This window comes from Nonomuraea sp. NPDC049480 (assembly GCF_044465905.1).
Classification (GTDB): domain Bacteria; phylum Actinomycetota; class Actinomycetes; order Streptosporangiales; family Streptosporangiaceae; genus Nonomuraea.
Map to the genome: position 1 here is coordinate 63503 of NZ_JBITMD010000026.1, position 23860 is coordinate 87362.

At 72.1% G+C, this 23860-nt stretch carries 23 protein-coding genes; 19 read left to right on the plus strand and 4 right to left on the minus strand.

The window, feature by feature from the left end; genetic code table 11:
* Window positions 1-11 precede the first annotated feature (11 nt).
* Genes ACIBX3_RS47845 through dmpG form a run of 5 tightly spaced genes read left to right on the plus strand, consistent with a single transcriptional unit; the run spans window position 12 to window position 4633 of the window.
* Complete coding sequence (locus ACIBX3_RS47845) at window positions 12-989, plus strand: zinc-binding dehydrogenase (RefSeq protein WP_397127367.1); 978 nt, start codon at window positions 12-14, stop codon at window positions 987-989.
* Complete coding sequence (locus ACIBX3_RS47850) at window positions 986-1957, plus strand: 3-carboxyethylcatechol 2,3-dioxygenase (protein ID WP_397127368.1); 972 nt, start codon at window positions 986-988, stop codon at window positions 1955-1957. The genes ACIBX3_RS47845 and ACIBX3_RS47850 overlap by 4 nt, the downstream gene beginning before the upstream one ends.
* Window positions 1954-2718, plus strand: a complete 765-nt coding sequence (locus ACIBX3_RS47855) for a 2-keto-4-pentenoate hydratase (RefSeq protein WP_397127369.1) — start codon at window positions 1954-1956, stop codon at window positions 2716-2718. Before ACIBX3_RS47850 ends, ACIBX3_RS47855 begins: the two co-directional genes overlap by 4 nt.
* Window positions 2715-3629 (plus strand): acetaldehyde dehydrogenase (acetylating), encoded by a 915-nt coding sequence (locus ACIBX3_RS47860; protein ID WP_397127370.1) that lies wholly within the window; start codon window positions 2715-2717, stop codon window positions 3627-3629. Before ACIBX3_RS47855 ends, ACIBX3_RS47860 begins: the two co-directional genes overlap by 4 nt.
* Window positions 3626-4633, plus strand: coding sequence for a 4-hydroxy-2-oxovalerate aldolase (dmpG, locus tag ACIBX3_RS47865; RefSeq protein WP_397127371.1), 1008 nt, complete (start codon window positions 3626-3628; stop codon window positions 4631-4633). Before ACIBX3_RS47860 ends, dmpG begins: the two co-directional genes overlap by 4 nt.
* Before the next feature lie 72 nt (window positions 4634-4705).
* Here dmpG and ACIBX3_RS47870 read toward each other — a convergent pair whose 3' ends face one another.
* Window positions 4706-6037, minus strand: a complete 1332-nt coding sequence (locus tag ACIBX3_RS47870) for an MFS transporter (protein ID WP_397127372.1) — start codon at window positions 6035-6037, stop codon at window positions 4706-4708.
* Window positions 6038-6290: 253 nt separating this feature from the next.
* Between ACIBX3_RS47870 and ACIBX3_RS47875 the strand changes: the two genes are divergently transcribed.
* Window positions 6291-6995, plus strand: coding sequence for a ThuA domain-containing protein (locus ACIBX3_RS47875; RefSeq protein WP_397127373.1), 705 nt, complete (start codon window positions 6291-6293; stop codon window positions 6993-6995).
* Window positions 6980-8080 (plus strand): Gfo/Idh/MocA family protein, encoded by a 1101-nt coding sequence (locus ACIBX3_RS47880; RefSeq protein WP_397127374.1) that lies wholly within the window; start codon window positions 6980-6982, stop codon window positions 8078-8080. Before ACIBX3_RS47875 ends, ACIBX3_RS47880 begins: the two co-directional genes overlap by 16 nt.
* A gap of 23 nt (window positions 8081-8103) precedes the next feature.
* Here the strand turns inward: ACIBX3_RS47880 and ACIBX3_RS47885 are convergent, their stop codons facing one another.
* Window positions 8104-8841 (minus strand): GntR family transcriptional regulator, encoded by a 738-nt coding sequence (locus tag ACIBX3_RS47885; protein ID WP_397127375.1) that lies wholly within the window; start codon window positions 8839-8841, stop codon window positions 8104-8106.
* A 168-nt stretch (window positions 8842-9009) separates the two neighbouring features.
* On the opposite strand from ACIBX3_RS47885, the gene ACIBX3_RS47890 reads away from it, so the two are divergent.
* The 10 genes from ACIBX3_RS47890 to ACIBX3_RS47935 all read left to right on the plus strand — a co-directional run bounded on the left by ACIBX3_RS47890 (window position 9010) and on the right by ACIBX3_RS47935 (window position 20267).
* Window positions 9010-10023 (plus strand): Gfo/Idh/MocA family oxidoreductase, encoded by a 1014-nt coding sequence (locus tag ACIBX3_RS47890; protein WP_397127376.1) that lies wholly within the window; start codon window positions 9010-9012, stop codon window positions 10021-10023.
* Window positions 10020-10916: a TIM barrel protein gene (locus ACIBX3_RS47895; RefSeq protein ID WP_397127377.1), complete on the plus strand. Its 897-nt coding sequence runs from the start codon at window positions 10020-10022 to the stop codon at window positions 10914-10916. Before ACIBX3_RS47890 ends, ACIBX3_RS47895 begins: the two co-directional genes overlap by 4 nt.
* Window positions 10913-11872, plus strand: coding sequence for a 5-dehydro-2-deoxygluconokinase (iolC, locus tag ACIBX3_RS47900; protein ID WP_397127378.1), 960 nt, complete (start codon window positions 10913-10915; stop codon window positions 11870-11872). The genes ACIBX3_RS47895 and iolC overlap by 4 nt, the downstream gene beginning before the upstream one ends.
* Window positions 11869-12768 (plus strand): class I fructose-bisphosphate aldolase, encoded by a 900-nt coding sequence (locus ACIBX3_RS47905; RefSeq protein WP_397127379.1) that lies wholly within the window; start codon window positions 11869-11871, stop codon window positions 12766-12768. The genes iolC and ACIBX3_RS47905 overlap by 4 nt, the downstream gene beginning before the upstream one ends.
* 39 nt (window positions 12769-12807) lie before the next feature.
* Window positions 12808-13725 (plus strand): 5-deoxy-glucuronate isomerase, encoded by a 918-nt coding sequence (gene iolB, locus ACIBX3_RS47910; RefSeq protein WP_397127380.1) that lies wholly within the window; start codon window positions 12808-12810, stop codon window positions 13723-13725.
* Complete coding sequence (gene iolD / locus ACIBX3_RS47915; RefSeq protein WP_397127381.1) at window positions 13722-15719, plus strand: 3D-(3,5/4)-trihydroxycyclohexane-1,2-dione acylhydrolase (decyclizing); 1998 nt, start codon at window positions 13722-13724, stop codon at window positions 15717-15719. Before iolB ends, iolD begins: the two co-directional genes overlap by 4 nt.
* 149 nt (window positions 15720-15868) lie before the next feature.
* A complete protein-coding gene (locus tag ACIBX3_RS47920; RefSeq protein ID WP_397127382.1) occupies window positions 15869-16858 on the plus strand; it encodes a sugar ABC transporter substrate-binding protein in 990 nt (329 codons plus the stop codon).
* A 6-nt stretch (window positions 16859-16864) separates the two neighbouring features.
* Complete coding sequence (locus ACIBX3_RS47925) at window positions 16865-17920, plus strand: ABC transporter permease (protein WP_397127383.1); 1056 nt, start codon at window positions 16865-16867, stop codon at window positions 17918-17920.
* The gene (locus ACIBX3_RS47930; RefSeq protein WP_397127384.1) at window positions 17917-18777 is read left to right on the plus strand and encodes an ATP-binding cassette domain-containing protein; all 861 of its coding nucleotides are present in this window, start codon (window positions 17917-17919) and stop codon (window positions 18775-18777) included. Before ACIBX3_RS47925 ends, ACIBX3_RS47930 begins: the two co-directional genes overlap by 4 nt.
* The gene (locus tag ACIBX3_RS47935) at window positions 18774-20267 is read left to right on the plus strand and encodes a CoA-acylating methylmalonate-semialdehyde dehydrogenase (RefSeq protein WP_397127385.1); all 1494 of its coding nucleotides are present in this window, start codon (window positions 18774-18776) and stop codon (window positions 20265-20267) included. The genes ACIBX3_RS47930 and ACIBX3_RS47935 overlap by 4 nt, the downstream gene beginning before the upstream one ends.
* 60 nt (window positions 20268-20327) lie before the next feature.
* Here the strand turns inward: ACIBX3_RS47935 and ACIBX3_RS47940 are convergent, their stop codons facing one another.
* A complete protein-coding gene (locus ACIBX3_RS47940; RefSeq protein ID WP_397127386.1) occupies window positions 20328-20579 on the minus strand; it encodes a hypothetical protein in 252 nt (83 codons plus the stop codon).
* Window positions 20580-20684: 105 nt separating this feature from the next.
* Complete coding sequence (locus ACIBX3_RS47945; protein WP_397127387.1) at window positions 20685-21770, minus strand: LacI family DNA-binding transcriptional regulator; 1086 nt, start codon at window positions 21768-21770, stop codon at window positions 20685-20687.
* A 148-nt stretch (window positions 21771-21918) separates the two neighbouring features.
* Between ACIBX3_RS47945 and ACIBX3_RS47950 the strand changes: the two genes are divergently transcribed.
* Both ACIBX3_RS47950 and ACIBX3_RS47955 read left to right on the plus strand, forming a co-directional pair.
* Complete coding sequence (locus tag ACIBX3_RS47950; RefSeq protein WP_397127463.1) at window positions 21919-22701, plus strand: TIM barrel protein; 783 nt, start codon at window positions 21919-21921, stop codon at window positions 22699-22701.
* A gap of 88 nt (window positions 22702-22789) precedes the next feature.
* The gene (locus ACIBX3_RS47955) at window positions 22790-23815 is read left to right on the plus strand and encodes a Gfo/Idh/MocA family oxidoreductase (RefSeq protein ID WP_397127388.1); all 1026 of its coding nucleotides are present in this window, start codon (window positions 22790-22792) and stop codon (window positions 23813-23815) included.
* Window positions 23816-23860 lie beyond the last annotated feature (45 nt).

The window sequence follows — 23860 nt, forward strand, 5'->3', positions numbered from 1 at the left end:
AGCGTTGGGGCATGCTTGCCGCCACCGCCGTCTCCCAGAGCATGACCGACCCGCTGGCCGGGCTCGTCCTGGGCGACGTTCCCGAGCCCGGACGCCGACCCGGCTGGTCGATCGTCCGGGTCGTCTCGTCCTCCCTGAACATGCACGACCTGTGGACGCTGCGCGGCGTCGGCCACCCGCCCGACCGGCTGCCGATCATCCTCGGCTGCGACGCCGCCGGGTACGACGAGGACGGCAACGAGGTCATCGTGCACCCCGTCATCGGCGACCCGGACGCCGGCCGGGGCGACGAAACGCTCGACCCGGACCGGGCGCTGCTGTCCGAACGCCACAACGGCGCGTTCGCCGAGTACGTGACCGTGCCGTCCCGCAACCTGATCCCCAAGCCGTCGTGGCTGTCGTTCGACGAGGCGGCCTGCCTGCCTGTCGCGTGGACGACCGCGTACCGGATGTTGTTCACCCAGGCGAGGATCACCGCCGGGGACCGGGTGCTGGTGCAGGGCGCGGGCGGTGGCGTCGCCTCGGCCGCGATCAAGCTGGCCGTCGCGGCGGGGGCCGTCGTCTACGCCACCAGCCGCGGCGACGACAAGCGGGCCCAGGCCCTCGCCTGGGGGGCCCGCGCCGCGGTGCCGACCGGCGAGCGGCTGCCCGAGCGCGTGGACGTCGTCATCGAGACGGTCGGCGAGGCGACCTGGTCGCACTCGATGAGGTCGCTGCGCCCGGGCGGCACGATCGTGATCGCCGGCGCGACCAGCGGCATGAACCCGCCCGCCGACCTCGGCCGGATCTTCTACCTCCAGCAGCGCATCCTGGGCTCGACCGGATGCACGCGTGGCGAGCTGGTCGCGCTGCTCAAGTTGATGGACGCGACGGGCCTGCGCCCGGTGATCGACCGCACGCTGCCGCTCGACGAGATCCACAAGGGATTCCAGCTCATGATCGACGGGCGGGTCACCGGCAAGCTCGTCATTAAGGAGATCACTACATGAGACCCGCCCGCCTCCCCGCGTCCCGCTCCATAGCCGTCGGCCTGTCCCATTCGCCTCTCATCGGCAAGAACGACCCGGCGCCGGAGGTCCTCGCGGCCGTCGAGGCCGCGGTGGACGGCGCGCGCGCCTTCGTGCGCGCCTTCGACCCCGAGCTGGTCGTGCTGTACGCGCCCGACCACTACAACGGCTTCTTCTACAAGGAGATGCCGCCCTTCTGCCTGGCCACCGCGGCCAACGCCGTCGGCGACTTCGGCTCGGCCGCCGGCCCGCTCTCGGTGGACGGCGACGCGGCCCGCGCCCTGGCCCGGGGCGTGCTCGGACGCGGCGTCGATCTCACCGTCTCGGCCCGGATGACCGTGGACCACGGGTTCGTGCAACCCTTGGAAGTGCTGTTCGGCGGCATCGACCGCGTCCCCGTCGTGCCCGTCTTCGTCAACGGCGTCGCCACGCCGCTCGGCCCGGTCAGCCGCATCCGCGCTCTCGGGACCGCGGTCGGCGAGGCCGCGGCCGAGCTGGACCGGCGTGTGCTGTTCCTGGGCTCCGGCGGGCTCTCGCACGATCCGCCCGTCCCGGTGCTGGACGGCGCCCCGCCGCGGGTGGCCGACGCGCTCATCGAGGGCCACCCGCCGACGCCCGAGCAGCGTGCCCGGGGTGAGCAGCGCGTGGTCCAGGCCGGCCGGGACTACGCCGCCGGCTCCACCGCGATGATCCCCATCAACCCGAACTGGGACAACCTGGTCCTGGACACGCTCGCGAGCGGCCGCCTCTCCGAAGTGGACGGCTGGAGCACGGAGTGGATGGGCGAGGAGGGCGGCGGCTCGGCCCACGAGGTGCGGACCTGGATCGCCGCGTTCGCCTCGCTCGCGGCGACCGGCGAGTACCGGATGACCTCCCGCTTCTACCACGCGATCCCCGAGTGGATCGCCGGCTTCGCGGTGGCGACGGCCGGACCGGAGGGGAACCGATGAACGCCATCGACCACGCCGTGGACCGGCTGGCGGACGCGGCCTCCACCGGCCGGCCGTGCGACCCGGTCCGCGACCTCGTCACCGACATCACCGCCGCCTACCAGGTGCAGCGCCGCCTCAACGCCCGCCGCACCGCCCCGGTGACGGGCCGGAAGATCGGTCTCACCTCCCCCGCCGTGCAGCGGCAGCTCGGCGTGGACCAGCCGGACTTCGGCGTGCTGTTCGCCGACATGGAGGTCACCGGCACCGCGCCCACGGCCCGGCTCCTGCAGCCCAAGGCCGAGGCCGAGATCGCCTTCGTCCTGGCCTCGGACCTCGATGCCGGCGAGCTCGATCTGACCACCGTGCGGGCGGCGGTGGGGTATGCCACCCCGGCCCTGGAGATCGTGGACAGCCGCATCGCGAACTGGGACATCACGATCATCGACACCGTCGCCGACAACGCCTCCAGCGGCCTGTACGTCCTGGGCTCCCAGCGGCTGCCGCTCAGCGCGTTCGAGCCGGTCGAAGCCACGATGCGCATGTACGCCGGAGACGAGATCGTCTCCGAGGGCGACGGCGCCGCCTGCCTCGGCGACCCGCTCAACGCGCTGCTGTGGCTGGCCCGCACCGCCCGGGACCTCGGCGACCCGCTCCGCGCCGGCCAGGTCGTCCTCTCCGGCGCCCTCGGGCCGATGGTCCCCGTCTCCCCCGGACTGACCGTGCGCGCCGAGATCTCCACGCTCGGCACGGTGGCCGTGACCTTCGAGGACGCGTCATGAACAGGACCAAGGTGGCCGTGATCGGCTCCGGCAACATCGGCACCGATCTCATGATCAAGGTGATCCGGCATTCCACGGCGCTCGAGATGGGGGCCATGGTCGGCATCGACCCCGGCTCCGACGGCCTCGCCCGCGCCCGCCGCCTCAAGGTGCCCGCCACCCACGAGGGCGTGGACGGCCTGATCGCCATGGACGGCTTCGACGACATCGGCATCGTCTTCGACGCCACCTCCGCCAAGGCGCACGTCGCCAACGCCGCCCGGCTGGAGCCCTACGGCAAGACGCTCATCGATCTGACGCCGGCGGCGATCGGCCCGTTCGTCGTGCCGCCGGTGAACCTCGACGCCCACCTCGGCGCGGGCAACGTCAACATGGTCACCTGCGGCGGCCAGGCCACCATTCCGATCGTCCACGCCGTGGCCCGCGTCACGCCGGTCGCCTACGCCGAGATCGTGGCCTCGATCGCCTCGAAGTCGGCGGGTCCGGGCACCCGGGCCAACATCGACGAGTTCACCGAGACCACGGCCGCCGCCATCGAGAGCGTCGGCGGGGCCGCCCGCGGCAAGGCGATCATCGTGCTGAACCCCGCCGAACCGCCGCTCATCATGCGCGACACCGTCTTCTGCCTCGTCGGCGACGCCGACCACGACGCCATCAGAGCGTCCATCGAGAAGATGGCCGCCGAGGTCGCCACGTACGTCCCCGGCTACCGCCTCAAGCAGGACGTCCAGTTCACCCCGATCGACGAGCCGGTCACCACGCTCACCTCCGAGCCCGTGACCACCCGCGTGTCGGTGTTCCTGGAGGTGGAAGGCGCCGCCCACTACCTGCCCGCCTACGCCGGCAACCTCGACATCATGACCTCGGCCGCCCTGCGCGTCGCCGAGCGCATCGCAGGAGCCACCGCATGAACCTCTACATCCAGGACGTCACCCTCCGGGACGGCATGCACGCCGTACGGCACCGCATCGCCCCCGCCGACGTGGCCCGCATCGTCGCCGCCCTGGACGCCGCCGGCGTGGCCGCCATCGAGGTCGCCCACGGCGACGGCCTCGCGGGCGGCTCGGTCAACTACGGGCCCGGCAGCCACACCGACTGGGAGTGGATCGAGGCCGCCGCCGGCGCCATCGAGCGGGCCACCCTCACCACGCTCCTGCTGCCCGGCATCGGCACCATCGCCGAGATCGAGCACGCCTACGAGCTCGGCGTGCGCTCGATCCGCGTCGCCACCCACTGCACCGAGGCCGACGTCGCCGCCCAGCACATCACCAAGGCGCGCGAGCTGGGCATGGACGTCTCGGGCTTCCTCATGCTCAGCCACATGGCGCCCCCCGCCGAGCTCGCGCGGCAGGCCAAGCTCATGGAGTCGTACGGCGCCCACTGCGTCTACGTCACCGACTCCGGAGGCCGCCTCACCATGGACGGCGTCCGCGACCGCGTCCGCGCCTACCGCGACGTCCTCGACGCCGGGACCCAGATCGGCATCCACGCCCACCAGAACCTCTCCCTGGCCGTGGCGAACTCCGTCGTCGCCGTCGAGGAGGGCGTCACCCGCGTGGACGCCTCCCTGGCCGGGCACGGGGCCGGCGCGGGCAACTGCCCGATCGAGCCGTTCGTCGCCGTCGCCGACCTCAACGGGTGGAAGCACGGCTGCGACCTGTTCGCCCTGCAGGACGCCGCCGACGACCTCGTCCGTCCCCTCCAGGACCGTCCCGTCCAGGTCGACCGGGAGACGCTCACGCTGGGCTACGCCGGTGTCTACTCCAGCTTCCTCCGCCACGCCGAAGCCGCGTCCCAGCGCTACGGCGTCGACGTCCGCACGATCCTGCTGGAAGTCGGCAGGCGCCGCCTCGTCGGCGGCCAGGAGGACATGATCGTCGACATCGCTCTCGACCTGCTCGAATCGGCGTCCTGACACGAACGGACATCGCCCGGCCGCCGCCGAGGATCTCGGCGGCGGCCGGGCGACGGCGTTGTCCGGGAAAGCTCACGCGTCGTCGAGGCGGACGCTCGCGGTCTCCGGAGTGAGGAGCACCGCCACCGCGGTGACCACGCTGAGGAAGAGCATGTAGAGCCCCACGGAGAACGACGTCCCGGTGGAGGCGACGAGTGCGGCTCCGACCAGGGGGACCAGCCCGCCGCCGAGGATGTTGCCGATCATGTAGCCCACGGACACGCCGGTGTAGCGCACCTCGGTCGGGAACTGCTCGGCCAGCAGGGCGGGCAGCGGGCCGTACTGGGCCGACAGCGCGACCGAGGCGAGCAGGCAGGCCAGCAGGGCCAGCCAGAGGACGCCGCTGTCGAACAGCGGGAAGAACACCAGCCCCATGACGACCTGCCCCAGCGCGCCGAAGAGCGCGACCCGCTTGCGGCCGGCTCGGTCGGCGAGCGCTCCGGCGTACAGCATGGCGCCGACCTGGAGGACGCTGGCCACGATGATCACGGTCAGCAGGGCGGGGCGCGAGTAGATCTTGGCGGTGGTGCCGTAGGAGAGGATGAAGACCAGGATCACGTATCCCCACGACGCCGAGGCGACCGAGGCGAAGATGGCGCGCAGCAGGCTGCGCGGGTGCTTGGTGAGCACGCGGATCAGCGGGTTGAAGCGCGGCTTGCCGGCGCGCTCCACCGCCTCGGCGAACAGCGGGCTCTCCGAGACCTGACGGCGTACGACGAGCCCGACCAGGACGAGGACGACGCTGATCAGGAACGGCACGCGCCATCCCCAGGTCTGGAAGGCGTCGCCGGTCAGCGAGATGGTCAGCAGCAGGATCAGGTTCGCCAGGATCGCTCCGACCGGGACGCCGAGCTGCGGCGCGGCGCCGTACAGCGCGCGGCGGTTCGGCGGGGCGTGCTCGACGGCCATGAGGGCGGCGCCGCCCCATTCCGCGCCCACGGCGAGCCCCTGCATGACGCGCAGGACGACGAGCAGCACCGGCGCGGCGATGCCGGCCGCCCCGTAGGTGGGCAGCAGTCCCACGCCGACGGTGGCCACACCCATCAGCACGAGCGACAGGACGAGCATGCGCTTGCGTCCGACCCGGTCGCCGAAGTGGCCGGCGACGATGCCGCCCAGCGGCCGGGCGATGAACCCGACGGTGAAGGTGCCGAGCGCGGCGAGCTGGCTGACCTGCGGGTCACCGGCGGGGAAGAAGAGACTGCCGAAGACCAGCGCGGCCATGGCGCCGTAGAGGAAGAAGTCGTACCACTCGATCGCGGTGCCGACGAAGGTGGCGAACGCGACGCGGCGCGCCTCCCGTCCGTGTGCGCGCGCCGATTCTGTCTGCGGGCGGGTGTCCTGTGCGGGTGGTTCCAAGGGCATGGTCGTCGACCCTTTCTGCGGTGGCCGGTGGGCTGCCGGCGCGGGGGGCGCCTCGCGGCGGCGAGGGCGAAGGGAGGTCGTGTCCTACGTGACCGCCTTCACAGGGACGATAGGAGCGCCGTGCGTGCCTGCCGACGTGCCGTTCCACCGTGCGGCACGCTTTGGCGACATCCTGACCCGGAGCCCCGTCTGCACACTTTTGAGATGAGATGCGACGATCGGAGTCGTTGACCGTTGAGCGATAGGTGAATGCATGACAGGCGAACAGGGCCGGCGGGCTCTCGTGATGCGGGGCGGCTGGGAAGGGCACGCCCCGGTGGAGGCCACGGAGCTCTTCATTCCGTTCCTCGAAAAGCACGGGTTCGAGGTGCATCGGGCCGACTCCCCCGCCCCGTACGCGGATGCGGCGTTCATGGCCGAGGTCGATCTCATCGTGCAGTGCTACACGATGGGCACGATCGAGCCGGCGCAGCTGAAAGGGCTGGAGGCCGCGATCCGGGCGGGCACGGGCATGGCGGGCTGGCACGGCGGCATCGCCGACTCCTTCCGCAACTCCTCCGACTACCTGCACCTCATCGGCGGGCAGTTCGCCTGCCACCCCGGCAAGGACCCGGCCGAGCGGGACGGCTCGCAGGCCGACAACTTCGTGCCGTACACCGTGAACCTGCTGCCCGAGGCGGGCGGTCACCCCATCACCGAGGGGATCGCGGACTTCGACCTCGTCACCGAGCAGTACTGGGTCCTGACGGACGACTACATCGACGTGCTGGCGACCACGACCCAGAAGATCCGCCCGTGGGACCCCTGGCACCGGGAGGTCACCTCGCCGGCGATCTGGACCCGCCGGTGGGGCGCCGGCCGGATCTTCGTCACCACCCCCGGGCACAGCCTCGACGTCCTGCACCACGACAGCGTGCGCACCATCATCGAAAGGGGGATGTTGTGGGCCAGCCGGTGAACGTCGGCGTCGTCGGGTGCGGCGCCATCTCGGCCCAGTACTTCCGCACCATTGACCGGTTGCCGAGGTTGCGGCTGGTGGCCGTGGCCGACCTGGACCTCGACCGGGCGCGGGAGGCCGTGCGGCCCTATGCGGGAGTCGAGGTGCTGAGCGTGGCGGAGCTGATGGCGGATCCCCGCGTGGACCTCGTGCTCAACCTGACCGTTCCGGCCGCCCACGCCGAGATCGCGCTCCAGGCCATCGCGGCCGGCAAGGACGTCTACTGCGAGAAGCCCCTGGCCGCGACGGCGGCGGACGCCGAACGGATGCTGGCCGCGGCCGGCGCCGCCCGCGTGCGCGTGGGCTGCGCGCCGGACACCGTGTTAGGGACGGGCACGCAGACCGCGCGCAAGGCGCTCGACGACGGGCTGATCGGCAGGCCGGTCGCGGCGACCGCCACGATGGTGACGCCCGGCCACGAGCGCTGGCACCCCAACCCCGACTTCTACTACGTCCCCGGCGGCGGCCCGCTCCTGGACATGGGCCCCTACTACATCACCAGCCTGGTGACGCTGCTCGGCCCGGTGACGACGGTGATCGGCGCCGCGAGCCGGACGCGGTCCAAGCGCACGATCGGCTCCGGCCCCCGCCGCGGCGAGGAGATCCCCGTCACGGTCGACACCCACGTCACGGGCGTGCTGGTCCACGCCTCGGGGGCGCTGTCCACGCTGGTGATGAGCTTCGACGCGGCGGCGACCAAGGCGTCCCACATCGAGGTGCACGGCGAGAAGGGCTCCCTGGTGGTCCCCAATCCGAACCACTTCGACGGCCCCGTCCTGGTGTCGGGGGTCGGCGAGGAGGGATGGCGGGATCTTCCCGCGGCCGCCGGCTACCTCGACGCCGGGCGTGGCGTGGGCCTGGCGGACTTCGCCGCGACCCCGGCGGGCGAGGAGCCCCGTACGGGCGGGTCGCTGGCCTTCCACGTGCTCGACGTCATGGAGTCGCTGCTGGCCTCGGCGCGCTCCGGGGCGGCGGTGGCCATCACGAGCACGTGCGAACGGCCCCGGCCCGTGGGCCTGCTCCCGGCGGGCGGGCACAGCGCGTGATCAAGGGTCCTGGGCGGCGGGTGTCAGCGCTCGTCGACCAGGACCTCGATGGTGTAGTCCTGGGCGCGGTAGCAGTGGTCGCCGTACTCCACCGCGTTGCCGCCGGCGTCGAAGGCGGTGCGCGACATCGTGAGGACGGGTTCGGCGGCCTTCAGCAGGAGGTGCCGCCGTTCCTCCGCGGTCGGGGGGCGGGCGCCGACCGACTGGGCGGCGACGACGGGACGCGCCCCGCGCTTGCGCAGCATGGCGTAGAGCCCGGACTCCTCGAGGGCCTCGCGGCTGATGCCGTGGTAGGCCGGCGGCAGCCAGTTGCGCATGAGGGCCAGCGGCCGGTCGCCGGAGAAGCGTAGCCGGACGACGGAGAGCAGTTCGGTGCGGGCGGGCAGGTCGAGCGCGGCGGCCACCCGCTCGTCGCGCACCAGCTCGTGCCGCAGGACGCTGGTCGCAGGGCACCCGCCGGCCCGGGCGAGGTCGTCGTAGAGGCTGGTGAGCTCGGCGCGCCGGTGCACCTTGGGGTTGGCCACCATGGTGCCGATGCCGCGCCGGCGCAGCACGAGGCCACGATCGGCCAGTTCCTGGATGGCCTGGCGCACCGTCGGGCGCGCCAGGTTGAGCCGCTCGGCCAGGGCGATCTCGTTCTCGAGCTGGTCGCCGGGCAGGAGCCGGCCGCTGGTGATCGCCGCCCGGAGCTGCTCGGCGAGCTGGTGGTAGAGCGGCACGGGGGAAGAGCGATCGATCGTCACGCCCACTTGGACTGCCACAGCGCGAGTGTACCTCTTTTCATGTATATGACGTTACGCAATGATGTCAGGACAAAGTCTTGACGTGGGGTTTGTTACAAGGCAGGCTTCAGACCATCGCCGGGGGCCTTTGACCAGGACGTGGGTACGGCGAGTGACGACCAACGACGTGAATGGGACAGGACGCGCATGCGCATCGGGCTCGCGGGCGTCGGAAGGATAGGCGCCTTCCACGCCAAGACTCTGGCCGCTCTCGACTACGTGGACGAGCTGGTCGTGACGGACGCCGACATCGAGGCCGCCGAGCGCGTCTCCGCCGGCCTCGGCCTGAAGGTGGCTCCGGACGCCGAGGCGCTGCTGGCCTCGGGCATCGACGGCTTCGTGATCGCCACCGCCACGCCGGGGCACGCGCCGCTGCTGCGCCAGGCCATCGCCGCCGGGGTGCCGGCCTTCTGCGAGAAGCCCGTGGCGGCCACGCTGAAGGAGACGATCGAGCTGGCCGACCTCGTCGCGACCGCCGGGGTGCCGGTGCACGTCGGCTTCCAGCGCCGCTTCGACGCCGGATACCGGCGCGCGCAGGCGGCGGTGGCCTCCGGCGAGCTCGGGTTCGTCCACACGATCCGGGCCGGCACCCACGACCAGGCCCCTCCGCACGCGTCGTACATCCCGACCTCCGGCGGCATCTTCCGGGACTGCAACGTGCACGACTTCGACATCCTCCGGTTCGTCACCGGGCGCGAGGTCGCCACCGTCTACGCCACGGGCGGCAACAAGGGCGCGGCCTTCTTCGCCGAGGCCGGCGACGTCGACACCGGCGGCGCGCTGCTGACCCTGGACGACGGCACGATCGTGCTGGTCTCCTCGACGCGCTACAACGGCGGCGGTCACGATGTCCGTATGGAGATCCACGGCGAGAAGGGCACGATCGGCGTCGGCCTGGACCATTCGCTGGCGATGCGCTCGGCGGAGGACGGCGTCGACTTCCCGCGCGGCCCGCAGAAGTGGTCGTTCATGGAGCGGTTCCTGCCAGCGTACCAGGCCGAGCTCACCGCGTTCGCGGACGTCGCCCGCGGCCGGCGCCCTTCCCCCTGCACGGTCCGCGACGCGCTGGAGGCCTTCCGCATCGCGGAGGCCTGCGAGCTGTCCCGCGCGGAGCGCAGGCCGGTCGCACTTTCCGAGATCGAAGGGATTGAGCAGCAGTGAGCACTCCAGTGGCCGACCGCATCGCCGGCGCCCCCATCTCGTGGGGGGTCTGCGAGGTTCCGGGCTGGGGCCACCAGCTCGACCCCGGCACCGTGCTGCGCCAGATGCGCGAGCTCGGCCTGGCCGCCACCGAGTTCGGCCCCGACGGCTTCCTCCCCGACGACCCGCAGGCCAAGGCCGCGACCCTGGCGGAGTACGACCTGAAGGCGGTCGGGCAGTTCGTCCCGGTCGTCCTGCACGAGCCTGAGCACGACCCCGTACCCGAGGTCGAGCGCGCGATGGAGGGCCTGGTCGCCGCCGGGGCCTCGACGGTCGTCCTGGCCGCCGCCACCGGGCAGGAGGGGTACGACGACCGCCCGGTCCTGGACGAGTCCGGCTGGGCGACCCTGCTCGGCAACCTCGACCGCATCGCCGGCGCCGCCGCCGCCCGCGGCCTGGCGGCCACGCTGCATCCGCACGTCGGCACGATGGTCGAGAGCGGCGAGGAGACGGCGCGCGTGCTCGACGGCAGCCGCGTGGGCCTGTGCCTCGACACCGGGCACCTCCTGATCGGCGGGGGCGACCCCGTCGAGGTCGCGCGCAAGCACCCCGGGCGCATCGCCCACGTCCACCTGAAGGACGTCCGGATCGACTGGGCGCGGCGCGTCCAGGCCGGCGAGGAGACCTACACCGGGGCCGTGGCCGCCGGGATGTACGTCCCGCTCGGCGCGGGCGACGTCGACATCGCCGCCATCGTGTCCGCGCTCGAAGACCACGGCTACACCGGCTGGTACGTACTGGAGCAGGACACCATCCTCGCCGGTCCGCCGGCCGAGGGCGGCGGGCCCGACCCGGTCGCGGACGTCCGGGCGAGCGTCGAGCACCTGCTGACCGTGGCAGGGCGCGACCGATGACGGCGGCATACGACCTGGTGGCCATCGGCCGGTGCGGGGTGGACATCTACCCGCTCGACCACGGCGTCGGCCTGGAGGACGTGGAGCGGTTCGGCAAGTTCCTGGGCGGCAGCGCGACCAACGTCTCGGTGGCCGCGGCCAAGTACGGCCGCCGCTCGGCGATCATCACGCGCACCGGCCGCGACCCGTTCGGCCGCTACGTCCGCCGGGCGCTGCGCGGCTTCGACGTCGACGACGCCTTCGTCGCCGAGGTCGACGGGCCGCCGACCCCGGTGACCTTCTGCGAGATCTTCCCTCCGGACCACTTCCCGCTGTACTTCTACCGGTATCCGATCGCCCCCGACCTGATGATCGAGCCGGACGAGATCCCGTTCGGCGCCGTCCGCGAGGCCGGGGTCTTCTGGGCCACCGTCACGGGCCTGTCGCAGGAGCCGTCGCGCGCGGCGCACTTCGCCGCCTGGCAGGCCCGGGGCCGTCGCGCCCACACCGTGCTCGACCTCGACTACCGGCCGATGTTCTGGCCCGACCCGGGCGAGGCGGGCGCGCAGGTGGGCAAGGCGCTCGAGCACGTCACGGTCGCCGTCGGCAACCGTGAGGAGTGCGAGGTCGCCGTCGGCGAGACCGACCCGCAGCGGGCGGCGTCCGCCCTGCTGGAGCGGGGCGTGGAGCTGGCGATCGTGAAGCAGGGGCCCAAGGGGGTGCTGGCGGCGACCGCGGACGAGCGCGTCGAGGTGCCGCCCTTCCCCGTGACCGTCGTCAACGGCCTCGGCGCCGGCGACGCCTTCGGCGGCGCCCTCGTCCACGGCCTGCTCAGCGGCTGGGACCTGAGCCGCGTCCTGCGGTTCGCGAACGTGGCGGGCGCCATCGTCGCCGGCCGGCTCGAATGCTCCAGCGCCATGCCGTCGCAAACCGAGGTCGAGACCCTGCTGGACCAGGGCCAGGAGGGGGAAAGATGACCCAGACGTCGAGCCGTCCGAGCATCGCCGACCTGACGGAGATCCGGGTGCGCGAGCCGCGGCGCATCGCCGAAGGCTGGGCCGCCCGCAAGCGGCGCGACTTGGTGGGCGCGGACGGCAGGCTGCTGATCGTGGCCGCCGACCACCCCGCCCGCGGCGCGCTGGGCGTGCGCGCGGACCGCCAGGCGATGGCCTCGCGCAGCAACCTGCTGGAGCGGCTGTCGACGGCGTTGTCGCGCCCCGGTGTGGACGGCGTGCTCGGCACCCCCGACATCCTGGACGACCTGCTGCTGATGGGGGCCCTGGAGGGCAAGCTCGCGATCGGGTCGATGAACCGGGGCGGCCTGCAGGGCGCGGCCTTCGAGCTGGACGACCGCTTCACGGCCTACACCTCGCAGGAGATCGTCGCCTGCGGCCTGGAGGGCGGCAAGATGCTCACCCGCATCTCCATGGAGGACCCGGGCACGGCCGCCACGCTGGAGGCGAGCGGCCGGGCGGTGACCGAGCTGGCGGCGCACGGCGTCATGGCGATGGTGGAGCCGTTCCTGTCGGTCCGCCACGAGGGCCGGGTGCACAACCTGCTCGATCCCGACTCGACCATCACCTCGATCCACATCGCCGCCGGGCTGGGCGCCAGCAGCCGGCACACCTGGCTGAAGCTCCCCGTGGTCGAGGAGCTGGAGCGCGTCATGGACGCCACGACGCTGCCGACCCTGCTGCTGGGCGGCGATCCCAGCGGACACCCGGACGAGACCTACGCCGCGTGGGGCCGGGCCCTGGACCTGCCCGCCGTACGGGGGCTGGTCGTGGGGCGGGCGCTGCTGTTCCCGCCGGACGGCGACGTGGCCGCGGCGGTGGACATCGCCTCGGCACTCGTGCACGGAGCTGGATCATGAGGGCCGGATCATGAGGGCAGGATCACGAGGGGACAGATCATGAACGACAACGAGCGCTGGGTCCGCCCGTACGGCACGGCCGCCGAGGGCGCCTTCCAGGTGTCGATCACCGAGGCCGTGCCCGGGTGGACGCACACGAGCCTGCGCGTGGCCACGCTGGCGCCGTTCGCCCAGGTGACCGTCGAGACCGGGGAGGACGAGATCATCGTGGTGCCCCTGGCTGGCGGGGTGGACGTCATGGCGGTCGACCACGCCGGAGAGCACCACAAGGCCCGGCTCGCCGGGCGGGAGAACGTGTTCGCCGGCCCTTCCGACGTCGCCTACGTCCCGCGTGGGGCGAGCCTCACGATCACCGCTGGGGACGGCGCGGCGAAGGTGGCGCTCTGCGGCGCGAAGGCGGCCAAGCGGGCCGAGCCCCTGCCGTTCCGGCACGTGGCCGCGTCCGACGTCCCCGTCGAGCTGCGCGGCGCCGGAACGGCGTCACGCGAGGTACGCAACTTCGGGGTCCCGCAGGTGCTCGACGCCGACTCGATCATCGCGTGCGAGGTGATCACACCCGCGGGCAACTGGAGCTCCTACCCGCCGCACAAGCACGACGAGGAGCGCGACGGCGTGGAGACCGAGCTCGAGGAGATCTACTACTTCGAGGTACGGGCCGAGCCGGGCGCCCCGGACGGCGCGGATCCCATCGGCTACCAGCGCGTGTACGGCACCGCGGAGCGTCCCATCGACGTGCTCGCCGAGGTCCGCACCGGTGACGTCGTCCTCGTGCCGCACGGCTGGCACGGTCCCGCGATGGCCCCGCCCGGCTACGACCTCTACTACCTCAACGTGATGGCCGGCCCGGGCGCGACCCGGGCCTGGCTCATCTGCGACGACCCCGCCCACGGCTGGGTGCGCCAGACCTGGGCCCAGCAGGACGTGGATCCCCGGCTGCCGATGGGAGGACCCCGATGACCTCACGTAATGTCGCGGACTCGGCGACATCCAGTACTGTCGCGGACTCGGCGACGTCCGGAACGGTGCGCCTGACCGTGAGTCAGGCGGTCGTGCGTTTCCTGGCCGCCCAGTGGAGTGAACGTGACGGCCGGCGGCAGAAGCTGTTCGCCGGGTGTTTCGGGATCTTCGGTCACGGCAACGTCGCCGGGCTCGGCCAGGCGCTGCTGCAGGACGAGCTCACCAGCGGCCCGGAGGACCGGCTGCCGTACGTGCTGGCCCGCAACGAGCAGGCGATGGTGCACACGGCCGTGGCCTACGCCCGGCAGAAGGACCGCCTGCAGACGTGGGCCTGCACGGCCTCCGTCGGCCCCGGCTCGACCAACATGCTCACCGGGGCGGCGCTGGCCACCGTCAACCGGCTCCCGGTGCTGCTGCTGCCCTCGGGCACCTTCGCCACGCGGGTGGCGACGCCGGTGCTGCAGGAGCTGGAGACGCCGTACGCGGCGGACGTCACCGTCAACGACGCCTTCCGCCCGCTGTCGCGCTTCTTCGACCGGGTCAACCGGCCGGAGCAGCTGCCGTCGGCGCTGCTCGGCGCCATGCGGACGCTGACCGATCCGGTGGAGACCGGGGCGGTGACGATCGCGCTGCCGCAGGACGTGCAGGCTGAGGCGTTCGACTGGCCGGTGGAGCTGTTCGCCCCGCGGGTCTGGCGGGTCGCCCGTCCCCTGCCGGAGGCCGCCGACATCGCCGACGCCGCGGCGCTCATCCGCGCGGCCCGGCGGCCGTTCGTGGTGGCCGGCGGCGGCGTGCACTACTCCGGCGCCGAGGACGCCCTGCGCGCGTTCTGCGAGGCGACCGGCATCCCGGTCGGCGAGAGCCAGGCCGGCAAGGGCTCGCTGCCGCACGGCCACCCGCAGGCGATGGGCGCGGTCGGCTCGACCGGCACCACCGCCGCCAACACGCTGGCCGCGGAGGCCGACCTGGTCATCGGCGTGGGGACCCGCTACAGCGATTTCACGACCGCGTCGCGTACCGCCTTCCAGGACCCGGGCGTCCGCTTCGTCAACATCAACGTCGCCCGCTTCGACACCGGCAAGCTCGCGGGCCTGCCGGTCGTGGCCGACGCCCGCGAGGCGCTCACCGCGCTCACCGCGGCGCTGGACGGGCACCGTGTCGAGGCGGCCTGTCGCGACCGCCAGGCCGCGCTGTGGAGTGCGTGGGACGCCCAGGTCGAGGCGGCTTACAACCCGCCGGCCGAGGTCACCGGCGCGCTCTCCGACGGGCTGCTCACCCAGGGCACCGTGCTCGGCTGCGTCAACGAGCTGTCCGACCCCGCCGACGTGGTGGTGTGCGCGGCCGGGTCCATGCCGGGCGACCTGCACAAGCTGTGGCGGGTCCGCGACCGCAAGGCCTACCACGTCGAGTACGGCTACTCCTGCATGGGATACGAGATCCCCGGCGGCATCGGCGTACGCCTGGCGGACCCGGACCGGGACGTCTTCGTCATGGTCGGCGACGGCTCGTTCCTGATGATGCCGGGCGAGCTGGTCACGGCCGTCCAGGAACGCGTCAAGATCATCGTCGTCCTGGTGCAGAACCACGGCTTCCACTCGATCGGCTCGCTGTCCGAATCGCTGGGATCGCAGCGGTTCGGCACCAGCTACCGGTACCGCAACGAGGCCACCGGCCGCCTCGACGGTGACCGGCTGCCGGTCGACCTCGCCGCCGGCGCCCGCAGCTTCGGCGCCACCGTGCTCGAGGTACGCGACCGCGCGGAGCTCGAGCAGGCGATCAAGACCGCCAAGGCCGCTCCGGCCGACGGCGGCCCCGTCGTCATCCACGTCGAGACCGACCCGATGGTGCACGCCCCCGACAGCGATTCGTGGTGGGACGTCCCCGTCAGCCAGGTCAGCGAGCTCGGCAGCACCCGCCGTGCCTACGACGCGTACACCGCGAGCAAGGCCGCGCAGCGCCCGTACGTGGCGCCGCCCGGCACGACCGGACCATGACGGGACCGATCGCACCGACGCTCCCGCACTGGGGGGTGCGGGGACAGGCCGCCGGCGCGTTACGGCGCCGGCGGCCATGACACCGAATCACCAACGAATCACCCCCGATCCGTCCCTTCCAGGCGGCGGATGACGAAAGGCAGACAACAGTGGCCCGCACATCCAAAATCGCCGTGCTGGTGACCAGCACCGTGGCGGTGCTCGCCCTGGCGGCGTGCAGCTCCAGTGGCGGCAAGCAGACCGCCGACGCGGCGTCCGCGCCCGCCTCCGCCGGCGGCGCCCCCACGATGACGGTCGCTTTCATCACGCACGCGGCCCCCGGCGACACATTCTGGGATCTGGTGCGCAAGGGCGCCGAGGCGGCGGCCGCGAAGAGCAACATCGAGCTGCAGTACCAGTCGGACCCGGACGGCGCGAACCAGTCCAACCTGGTCCAGTCGGCCATCGACAAGAAGGTCGACGGCATCGCGGTCACCCTGGCCAAGCCCGACGCCATGAAGGCCAACGTGGAGAAGGCCGTCAAGGGCGGCGTCCCGGTCGTCGCGCTCAACGGCGGCATCGACAGCTGGAAGGCCATGGGCGTCCTCGGCTACTTCGGCCAGGACGAGAAGATCGCCGGTGAGGCGGCCGGGGAGCGGCTGAAGGCCGACGGCGCGAAGAAGACGCTCTGCGTCATCCAGGAGCAGGGCCACGTCGGCCTCGAAGCCCGCTGCGACGGCGCCAAGGCGACCTTCCCCGACACCGAGAAGATCTACGTCACCGGCACCGACATGCCCAGCGTGCAGGCGGCCATCACGTCCAAGCTGCAGCAGGACTCCAGCATCGACCGGGTCCTGACCCTCGGCGCGCCGATCGCGATGACCGCCGTCAAGTCCGTCAAGGACGCCAGCAGCTCCGCCAAGGTCGTCACCTTCGACACCAACAAGGAGCTGGTGACCGCCATCAAGGACGGCCAGGTGGAGTGGGCCGTCGACCAGCAGCCCTACCTGCAGGGCTACCTCGCGGTCGACAGCCTGTGGCTCTACAAGAACAACGGCAACACCATCGGCGGCGGCCAGGCGACCCTGACCGGCCCGGCGTTCATCGACAAGACCAACGTCGCCGCGGTCGAGTCGTTCGCCGCCAAGGGCACGAGGTGAGATGACATGACTGCTGCGGCCACCGAGCCGGGCAGAGCGGAGGCGACCCGGGACGACCGGGTCGCCACCCGTTCGCTGGCGGCACGGATGCTGAGCCGGCCCGAGGTCGGCTCGCTCGTCGGCGCGATCGTGATCTTCGCGCTTTTCATGCTGGTGGCGGTGCCCTTCCGCAACGTCGCCAACATCGGCACGATCCTCTACGGCGCCTCGGCCATCGGCATCATGGCCGTTCCGGTGGCGCTCCTCATGATCGGCGGCGAGTTCGACCTGTCCGCGGGCGTCGCGGTGACGACTTCCGGCCTCTCCGCGTCGCTGCTCGCCTGGAACTTCGGGCTCAACGTCTGGGTGGGCGTCTTCCTGGCGCTCGTGATCTCCCTGGCCATCGGCGCGTTCAACGGCTGGCTGCTGTTCAAGACCGGCCTGCCGAGCTTCCTCGTCACGCTGGGGACGTTCTTCGTCCTCCAGGGCGTCAACCTCGGTGTCACGCGGCTGCTCACCGGCAACGTCGCGACGGCGGGCATCGGCGACATGGACGGCTTCGCCAGCGCGCAGCAGGTGTTCGGGTCCGAGATCGCGCTCGGCCCGGTCACGCTGAAGGTCACGGTGCTCTACTGGATCGTGCTGACCGTCATCGCGGCCCACATCCTGCTGCGCCGGCAGGTGGGCAACTGGATCTTCGCCGTCGGCGGGGACGCCCCGGCGGCCCGGGCCATCGGCGTGCCCGTACGGGCGACGAAGATCGGCCTTTTCATGGCCGTCGGGTTCTGCGCCTGGTTGTCCGGCATGCACCTGCTGTTCCAGTTCAACACGGTCCAGTCGGGCGAGGGCGTCGGCAAGGAGTTCATCTTCATCATCGCCGCGGTGATCGGCGGCTGCCTGCTCACCGGCGGGTACGGCTCGGTGGTCGGCGCCTCGGTCGGCGCGCTGATCTTCGGCATGACCCAGCTGGGCATCAACTACGCCGGGTGGAACCCCGACTGGTTCAAGGCCTTCCTCGGCGTGATGCTGCTGCTGGCGACCATCGTGAACGTGTACGTCAAGAGGAAGGCGGACCTGCGATGAACGCCCCGATCCTCGAGCTCGACGACGTCGGCAAGAGCTACGGCAACGTGCACGCGCTGCGCGGGTGCAGCCTGCGCGTCCGCCAGGGCGAGGTCACCTGCGTGCTCGGCGACAACGGCGCGGGCAAGTCCACGCTGATCAAGATCGTCTCCGGGTTGCACGACCACACCGACGGCCTCATGAAGGTCGACGGCGAGCCGTGCCGGTTCGCCTCCCCGCGCGAGGCCCAGGCCACCGGGATCGCCACGGTCTACCAGGACCTCGCGCTCGCGCCGCTGATGTCGGTGTGGCGGAACTTCTTCCTCGGCAACGAGATCCGCAAAGGGCCCCTGCGCGTCCTGGACATCGAGGGGATGAAGCAGGTCTGCCATGACGAGCTGGCCAAGATGGGGATCGTCATCCCCGATCTGGACCGGCCCGTGGGCGGGCTCTCCGGCGGCCAGCGTCAGTGCATCGCCATCGCCAGGGCGATCTACTTCGGGGCCAGGGTGATCATCCTCGACGAGCCGACCGCCGCCCTCGGCGTCAAGCAGTCCGGCGTCGTGCTGAAGTACATCGTCAAGGCCCGTGACGCCGGACTCGGCGTCATCTTCATCACGCACAACCCGCACCACGCGTATCTCGTCGGCAACCACTTCGTGATCCTCAAGCTGGGCCGGGTCGTGCTCGACGCCCACCGCGACGAGCTGACGCTGGAGCAGCTGACCGCGGAGATGGCCGGCGGCCAGGAGCTCCAGGAGCTCAGCCACGAGCTGCGGGGAGTGGACCCGGGCAAGGTCGCCGCGCCGGCGGCGGTGCAGCACGGGCACGTCGAGGCCCCCGACCTCGGGGCCAACGAGGAAGGACGAGTACGTTGACCACTCGCATCACCCATCTCATCGGCGGCCGCCCCTGGGAGGGCGCCGCCGAGCGCACCGGCGAGGTCTGCAACCCGGCGTCCGGCGCCGTCACCGGTCGCGTGGACTTCGCCTCCGCCGCGCTCGTCGGCGACGCCGTCGCGACGGCCCAGGCGGCCTGGCCGGGCTGGGCCGGCGCCTCGCTCGCCAAGCGCGCCCAGGTGCTGTTCGCCTTCCGCGAGCTCCTGAACGCGCGCAAGCACGAGATCGCCGCGCTGATCACCGCCGAGCACGGCAAGGTCCTCGACGACGCGCTCGGCGAGGTCACCCGCGGCCTGGAGGTCGCCGAGTTCGCCTGCGGCATCCCGCACCTGCTCAAGGGCGGGTTCAGCGAGAACGTCTCCACCAGGGTCGACGTGTACTCGATCCGGCAGCCGCTCGGCGTCGTGGCCGTGATCTCGCCGTTCAACTTCCCCGCCATGGTGCCGATGTGGTTCGTCCCCGTCGCCATCGCCTGCGGCAACGCGGTGATACTCAAGCCCAGCGAGAAGGACCCCTCGGCGGCCCTCGCCGTGGCCCGCCTGTGGACCGAGGCCGGCCTGCCCGACGGGATCATGAATGTCGTGCACGGCGACAAGGAGGCCGTGGACGCGCTGCTCACCCATCCCGACGTGCGTGCCGTCTCGTTCGTCGGCTCCACCCCGATCGCCAGGTACGTCTACGAGACCGGCACCGCCCACGGCAAGCGGGTCCAGGCGCTCGGCGGCGCCAAGAACCACATGCTCGTCCTGCCCGACGCCGACCTCGACCTCACCGCCGACGCCGCCGTCAACGCCGGCTTCGGCTCGGCCGGCGAGCGCTGCATGGCGATCTCGGCGCTGGTCGCGGTCGACACCGTCGCCGACGAGCTCGTCGAGAAGATCAAGGACCGCATGAGCAAGCTGCGCACCGGCGACGGCACGCGCGGCTGCGACATGGGCCCGCTCGTCACCCGCCAGCACCGCGACAAGGTGGCCGGCTACGTCCAGGAGGGACTCGCCGCCGGCGCGACCCTCGTCGTCGACGGCCGGGACGGGGACTTCGACGGCGGCGAGGACGGCTTCTGGCTCGGCCCCACCCTGTTCGACAACGTCACCCCCGACATGTCCATCTATCGCGACGAGATCTTCGGACCGGTGTTGTCGGTCGTCCGCGTGAAGTCGTACGACGAGGGGCTCGGCCTCATCAACGCCAACCCGTACGGCAACGGCACGGCCATCTTCACCAACGACGGCGGGGCCGCGCGGCGCTTCCAGAACGAGGTGGAGGTCGGCATGGTGGGCATCAACGTGCCGATCCCGGTGCCGGTGTCGTACTACTCGTTCGGCGGCTGGAAGAACAGCCTGTTCGGCGACACCCACGCCCACGGGACGGAGGGCGTGCACTTCTTCACCCGCGGCAAGGTCGTCACCTCCCGCTGGCTGGACCCCAGCCACGGCGGGCTCAACCTCGGCTTCCCGCAGAACGACTGACGCCCGGGACGGCGGCGCGAAGAAGCCGGGAGACACGGCACCTCCCGGCTTCCCGCCCGATCAGGAGTCCTCGGTGTACGGCCCTGGGTCCTCGGTGTACGGCGAGATGGATTTCGACAAGCCCTCGCATTTCTTCTCGTCCGGGTCCGGCTGGGGAATGCCCTCGCCGAGGTTCCCACAGCGGAGCACGGGCGTTCCGGTGCCGCCCTCGTCGAGTTTCATGACAGAGATCACCTTGTCGTACGGTTCGTGACGCGCGCCGCGAAACTCGATCACACCACCGGTCCCCTCCCACGCGTTGTGACGGATCATGCCCGTCAGCGTCGCCGGAGACGTACACCACGGGGAGCGGGGGGGTCGGCGCGCCAGAACGCCGGCCGGCGGATCAGCTGCAACGCCGGCCTGCTGCCGGGAGCATCATCGGGCCGGTGGCGTCGCGGGGCCGGCGGCTTGGTCTCGTGCGGCGTATGGATCACGGACCGGTCGGGGCGCGGCCGTGGTGCCGCGGACCACGAGATGCGGGGCGATGACGATCTCCCGCTCGGCGGCGGGCTCCCCGTCCAGCCTGGCGATGGCCCGGCCCACCGCCAGGCTCGCCAGTCGCGGGATGTCCTGGCCGACGGTGGTGAGATCGATGTGGGCCAGGCGGGCCAGGTGGCTGTTGTCGAAGCCGACGACCGAGACCTCGCCCGGCACCGGCACGCCGGCACGCAGGAACGCGTCCAGGACGCCCGTGGCGCAGCGGTCGTTGAAGGCCAGGACGGCGGTGGGCAAGGGGCCGCCGCCGAGCAGGGCGCGGGCGGCCGCCGCACCGTCCTCCTCGGTCAGGCCACCTGCCTGGATCCGGGCATATCCGGACAACCCATGGCGGCTCATGGCGGTTCGATAGCCGCGGCGCCGGTCGGCGGCGCCGGGCGCCTTGCCCCCGTCGATGTGCACGATGTCGCGGTGCCCGAGTGCCACCAGATGGCCGACCGCCTGGCGGGCGCCATCGTCGTCGGCGGTCCGTACGACATCGATCCCCGCGGTCCGGCGCAGCCGCCGGGCCACGGAGACGAGCGGCAACTGGGCCGCGACCTCCGCCAGCTGCGCGGCGGGCGCCTGCGGGCCGAGCAGGATCAGGGCCTCGCACCGGTCGGCGAGCAGCGTCTCCACGGCATGCCGCTCGCCGCGCGTGGGCGCGACGGCGCTGAGGGCGATCTGGTAACCGGCGGGCTCGGCCGCCGCGTAGACGCCCTCCACCAGATCGGCGTGGAAGGGTTGCTGGAGTCCGAACTGCACCCCGAGCAGGCGCGAGCGGCTGCTGCGCAGCAACCGCGCCCGCGTGTCGGGCCGGTAGCCGATCTCCTTGGCCGCCCGCAGCACGTGCTCGCGCGTGCGGTCGCTGGCGCCCTTGGCGCCGCGCATGACGATGGAGACCAGCGCCGTGGACACCCCGGCCCGCGCCGCGACGTCGGCGAGGGTCGGCCGTTTGCCCTCCGGGCCCGCGTGGGTCGATGGCACCGCTGCACTCCCCTCGTCGATCGGTTGCGAACGCGCTGCTCCACGATACTGCAACGTTCTAGTCCGGTAAGCCATGAACCCTTGACAGAGGCGTCTACCTGCTGGCCTACTACTTCAAGACTAGAACGTTATAGAGAGGCAAGTGGCGATGTACACGTTGGCGGTCTGCGCCGAGATGGTCTTCCGGGACCTGCCGATCGAGGAACGGGCGCGGCGCATCCACGACGCCGGATTCCAGGTCGAGATCTGGGACTGGAGCCGGCACGACCTGGCCGCCTTGGAGCGCACCGGCGCCGTCTTCTCCTCGATGACCGGCTACCTCCGCGGCGGCCTGACGGACGAGGACGGCGCGGCCGAGCTGCTCCGCACCGCCGAGGAGTCGGTCAAGGTCGCCGAGCGGCTGGGCTGCCCCCGGCTCAACCTGCACGGCACGGGCCTCGACGGCCGCGGCCTGCCGGTGGTGCCGGTGACCGCCGGGGTCACCGGCCCCATGTGGATCGCCGCCCACCGTACGCTCACCCGCCTCGCCGAGCTGGGCGAGCGCGCCGGGGTGGTCTTCACGCTGGAGAACCTCAACACGGCCGTCGACCACCCCGGAGTGCCGTTCGCCACGGCCGCCGACACCCTCGCCCTGGTCGCGGCCGTGGACCGGCCCGGGCTGCGGATGAATCTCGACCTGTACCACGCGCAGATCGGCGAGGGAAACCTGATCGAGCTGGTCCGCCGGGCCCACGCCCTGGGCCTGATCGGCGAGATCCAGGTGGCCGACGTGCCCGGCCGCCGCGAGCCCGGGACCGGGGAGATCAACTATCCGGCCGTCGCCCGCGCCCTCGCCGGCCTCGGGTACGACGGCACGGTCGCGATGGAGGCCTGGGCCTCCGGCGACAGCGAGCTCGCCCTGGAGCGCTTCCGCTCCGCCTTCACCCTCTGACCACCACGAACGCAGAGGCCCCGCTCCGCTCGCTCAGCACCGCGGACCTGCGGCCTCCCCCTCTGGACACCGCGAACGGAGCGTACGCATGAGCACCCAGCAGCCCCTTGCCGTCGGCCTCGTCGGCACAGGACGGATGGGCTCCTTCCACGCCGAGACCCTCGCCCGCCGCCTCCCCGGCGTCCGGCTCGCCGCCGTGGCCGACCCCGCACCGGGCGCCGCGCAGCGCCTCGGAGACCGGCTCGGCTGCCCCAGGGCGACGACCGACGTCGACGAGCTGATCAACGACCCGCAGCTCGACGCGGTCGTGATCGTCACCCCGGCTCGCACCCATGCCGGCCTCGTCGAAGCGGCGGCCCTGGCGGGCAAGGCCGTCTACTGCGAGAAACCCATGGCCGTCACCCTCGCCGAGGCCGACCGCGCCATCGAGGCCGCCGGCAAAGCGGGCGTGCCTCTCCAGGTGGGCTTCAACCGGCGGTACGACACCGGTTTCCGCGCCGCCCACGACAAGATCGCGGCCGGCGCCATCGGCACCCCGCAGTTGCTGCGCTCCCTCACCCGCGACCCGAAGCTGGCCGATCCGGCCCGCGTACCGCCGTGGACGATCTTCCTGGAGACGCTCATCCACGACTTCGACACCCTGCGTCACCTCAACCCCGGCGCGGCGGCGGTGGAGGTCTTCGCCATGGCGGACGCCCTGGTCCGCCCCGACTTCAAGGACCGCGGCCTGCTCGACACCGCCGTGGTCACCATCCGCTTCGACAACGGCGCCATCGCCACGGCCGAAGCCAGCTTCCAGGCCGTCTACGGCTACGACGTGCGCGGCGAGGTCTTCGGGTCGGCCGGCATGCTCACCATGGGCGACATTCGCAGGACCCACCTCACGACGTACGGCCCGGACGGGACGTCCGCCGAGTGCGTCGCGTACGACCAAGACCTCTTCCACGACGCCTACGTGGCCGAGCTCGCCGACTTCGCCGACAGCGTCCGCACCGGACGGCCGCCCGCGGTCACCGGCGAGGACGCCCGCGCCGCCCTGTCCATCGCCCTGGCCGCCATCGAGTCGATCACCAGCGGCGGCCCCGTCCGCATCGACCGGCCGCGACACCCGTAGGCCCGCGGCTCGCCGGGTCGCGCCTCTAACCCGGGGGGCGCAGGG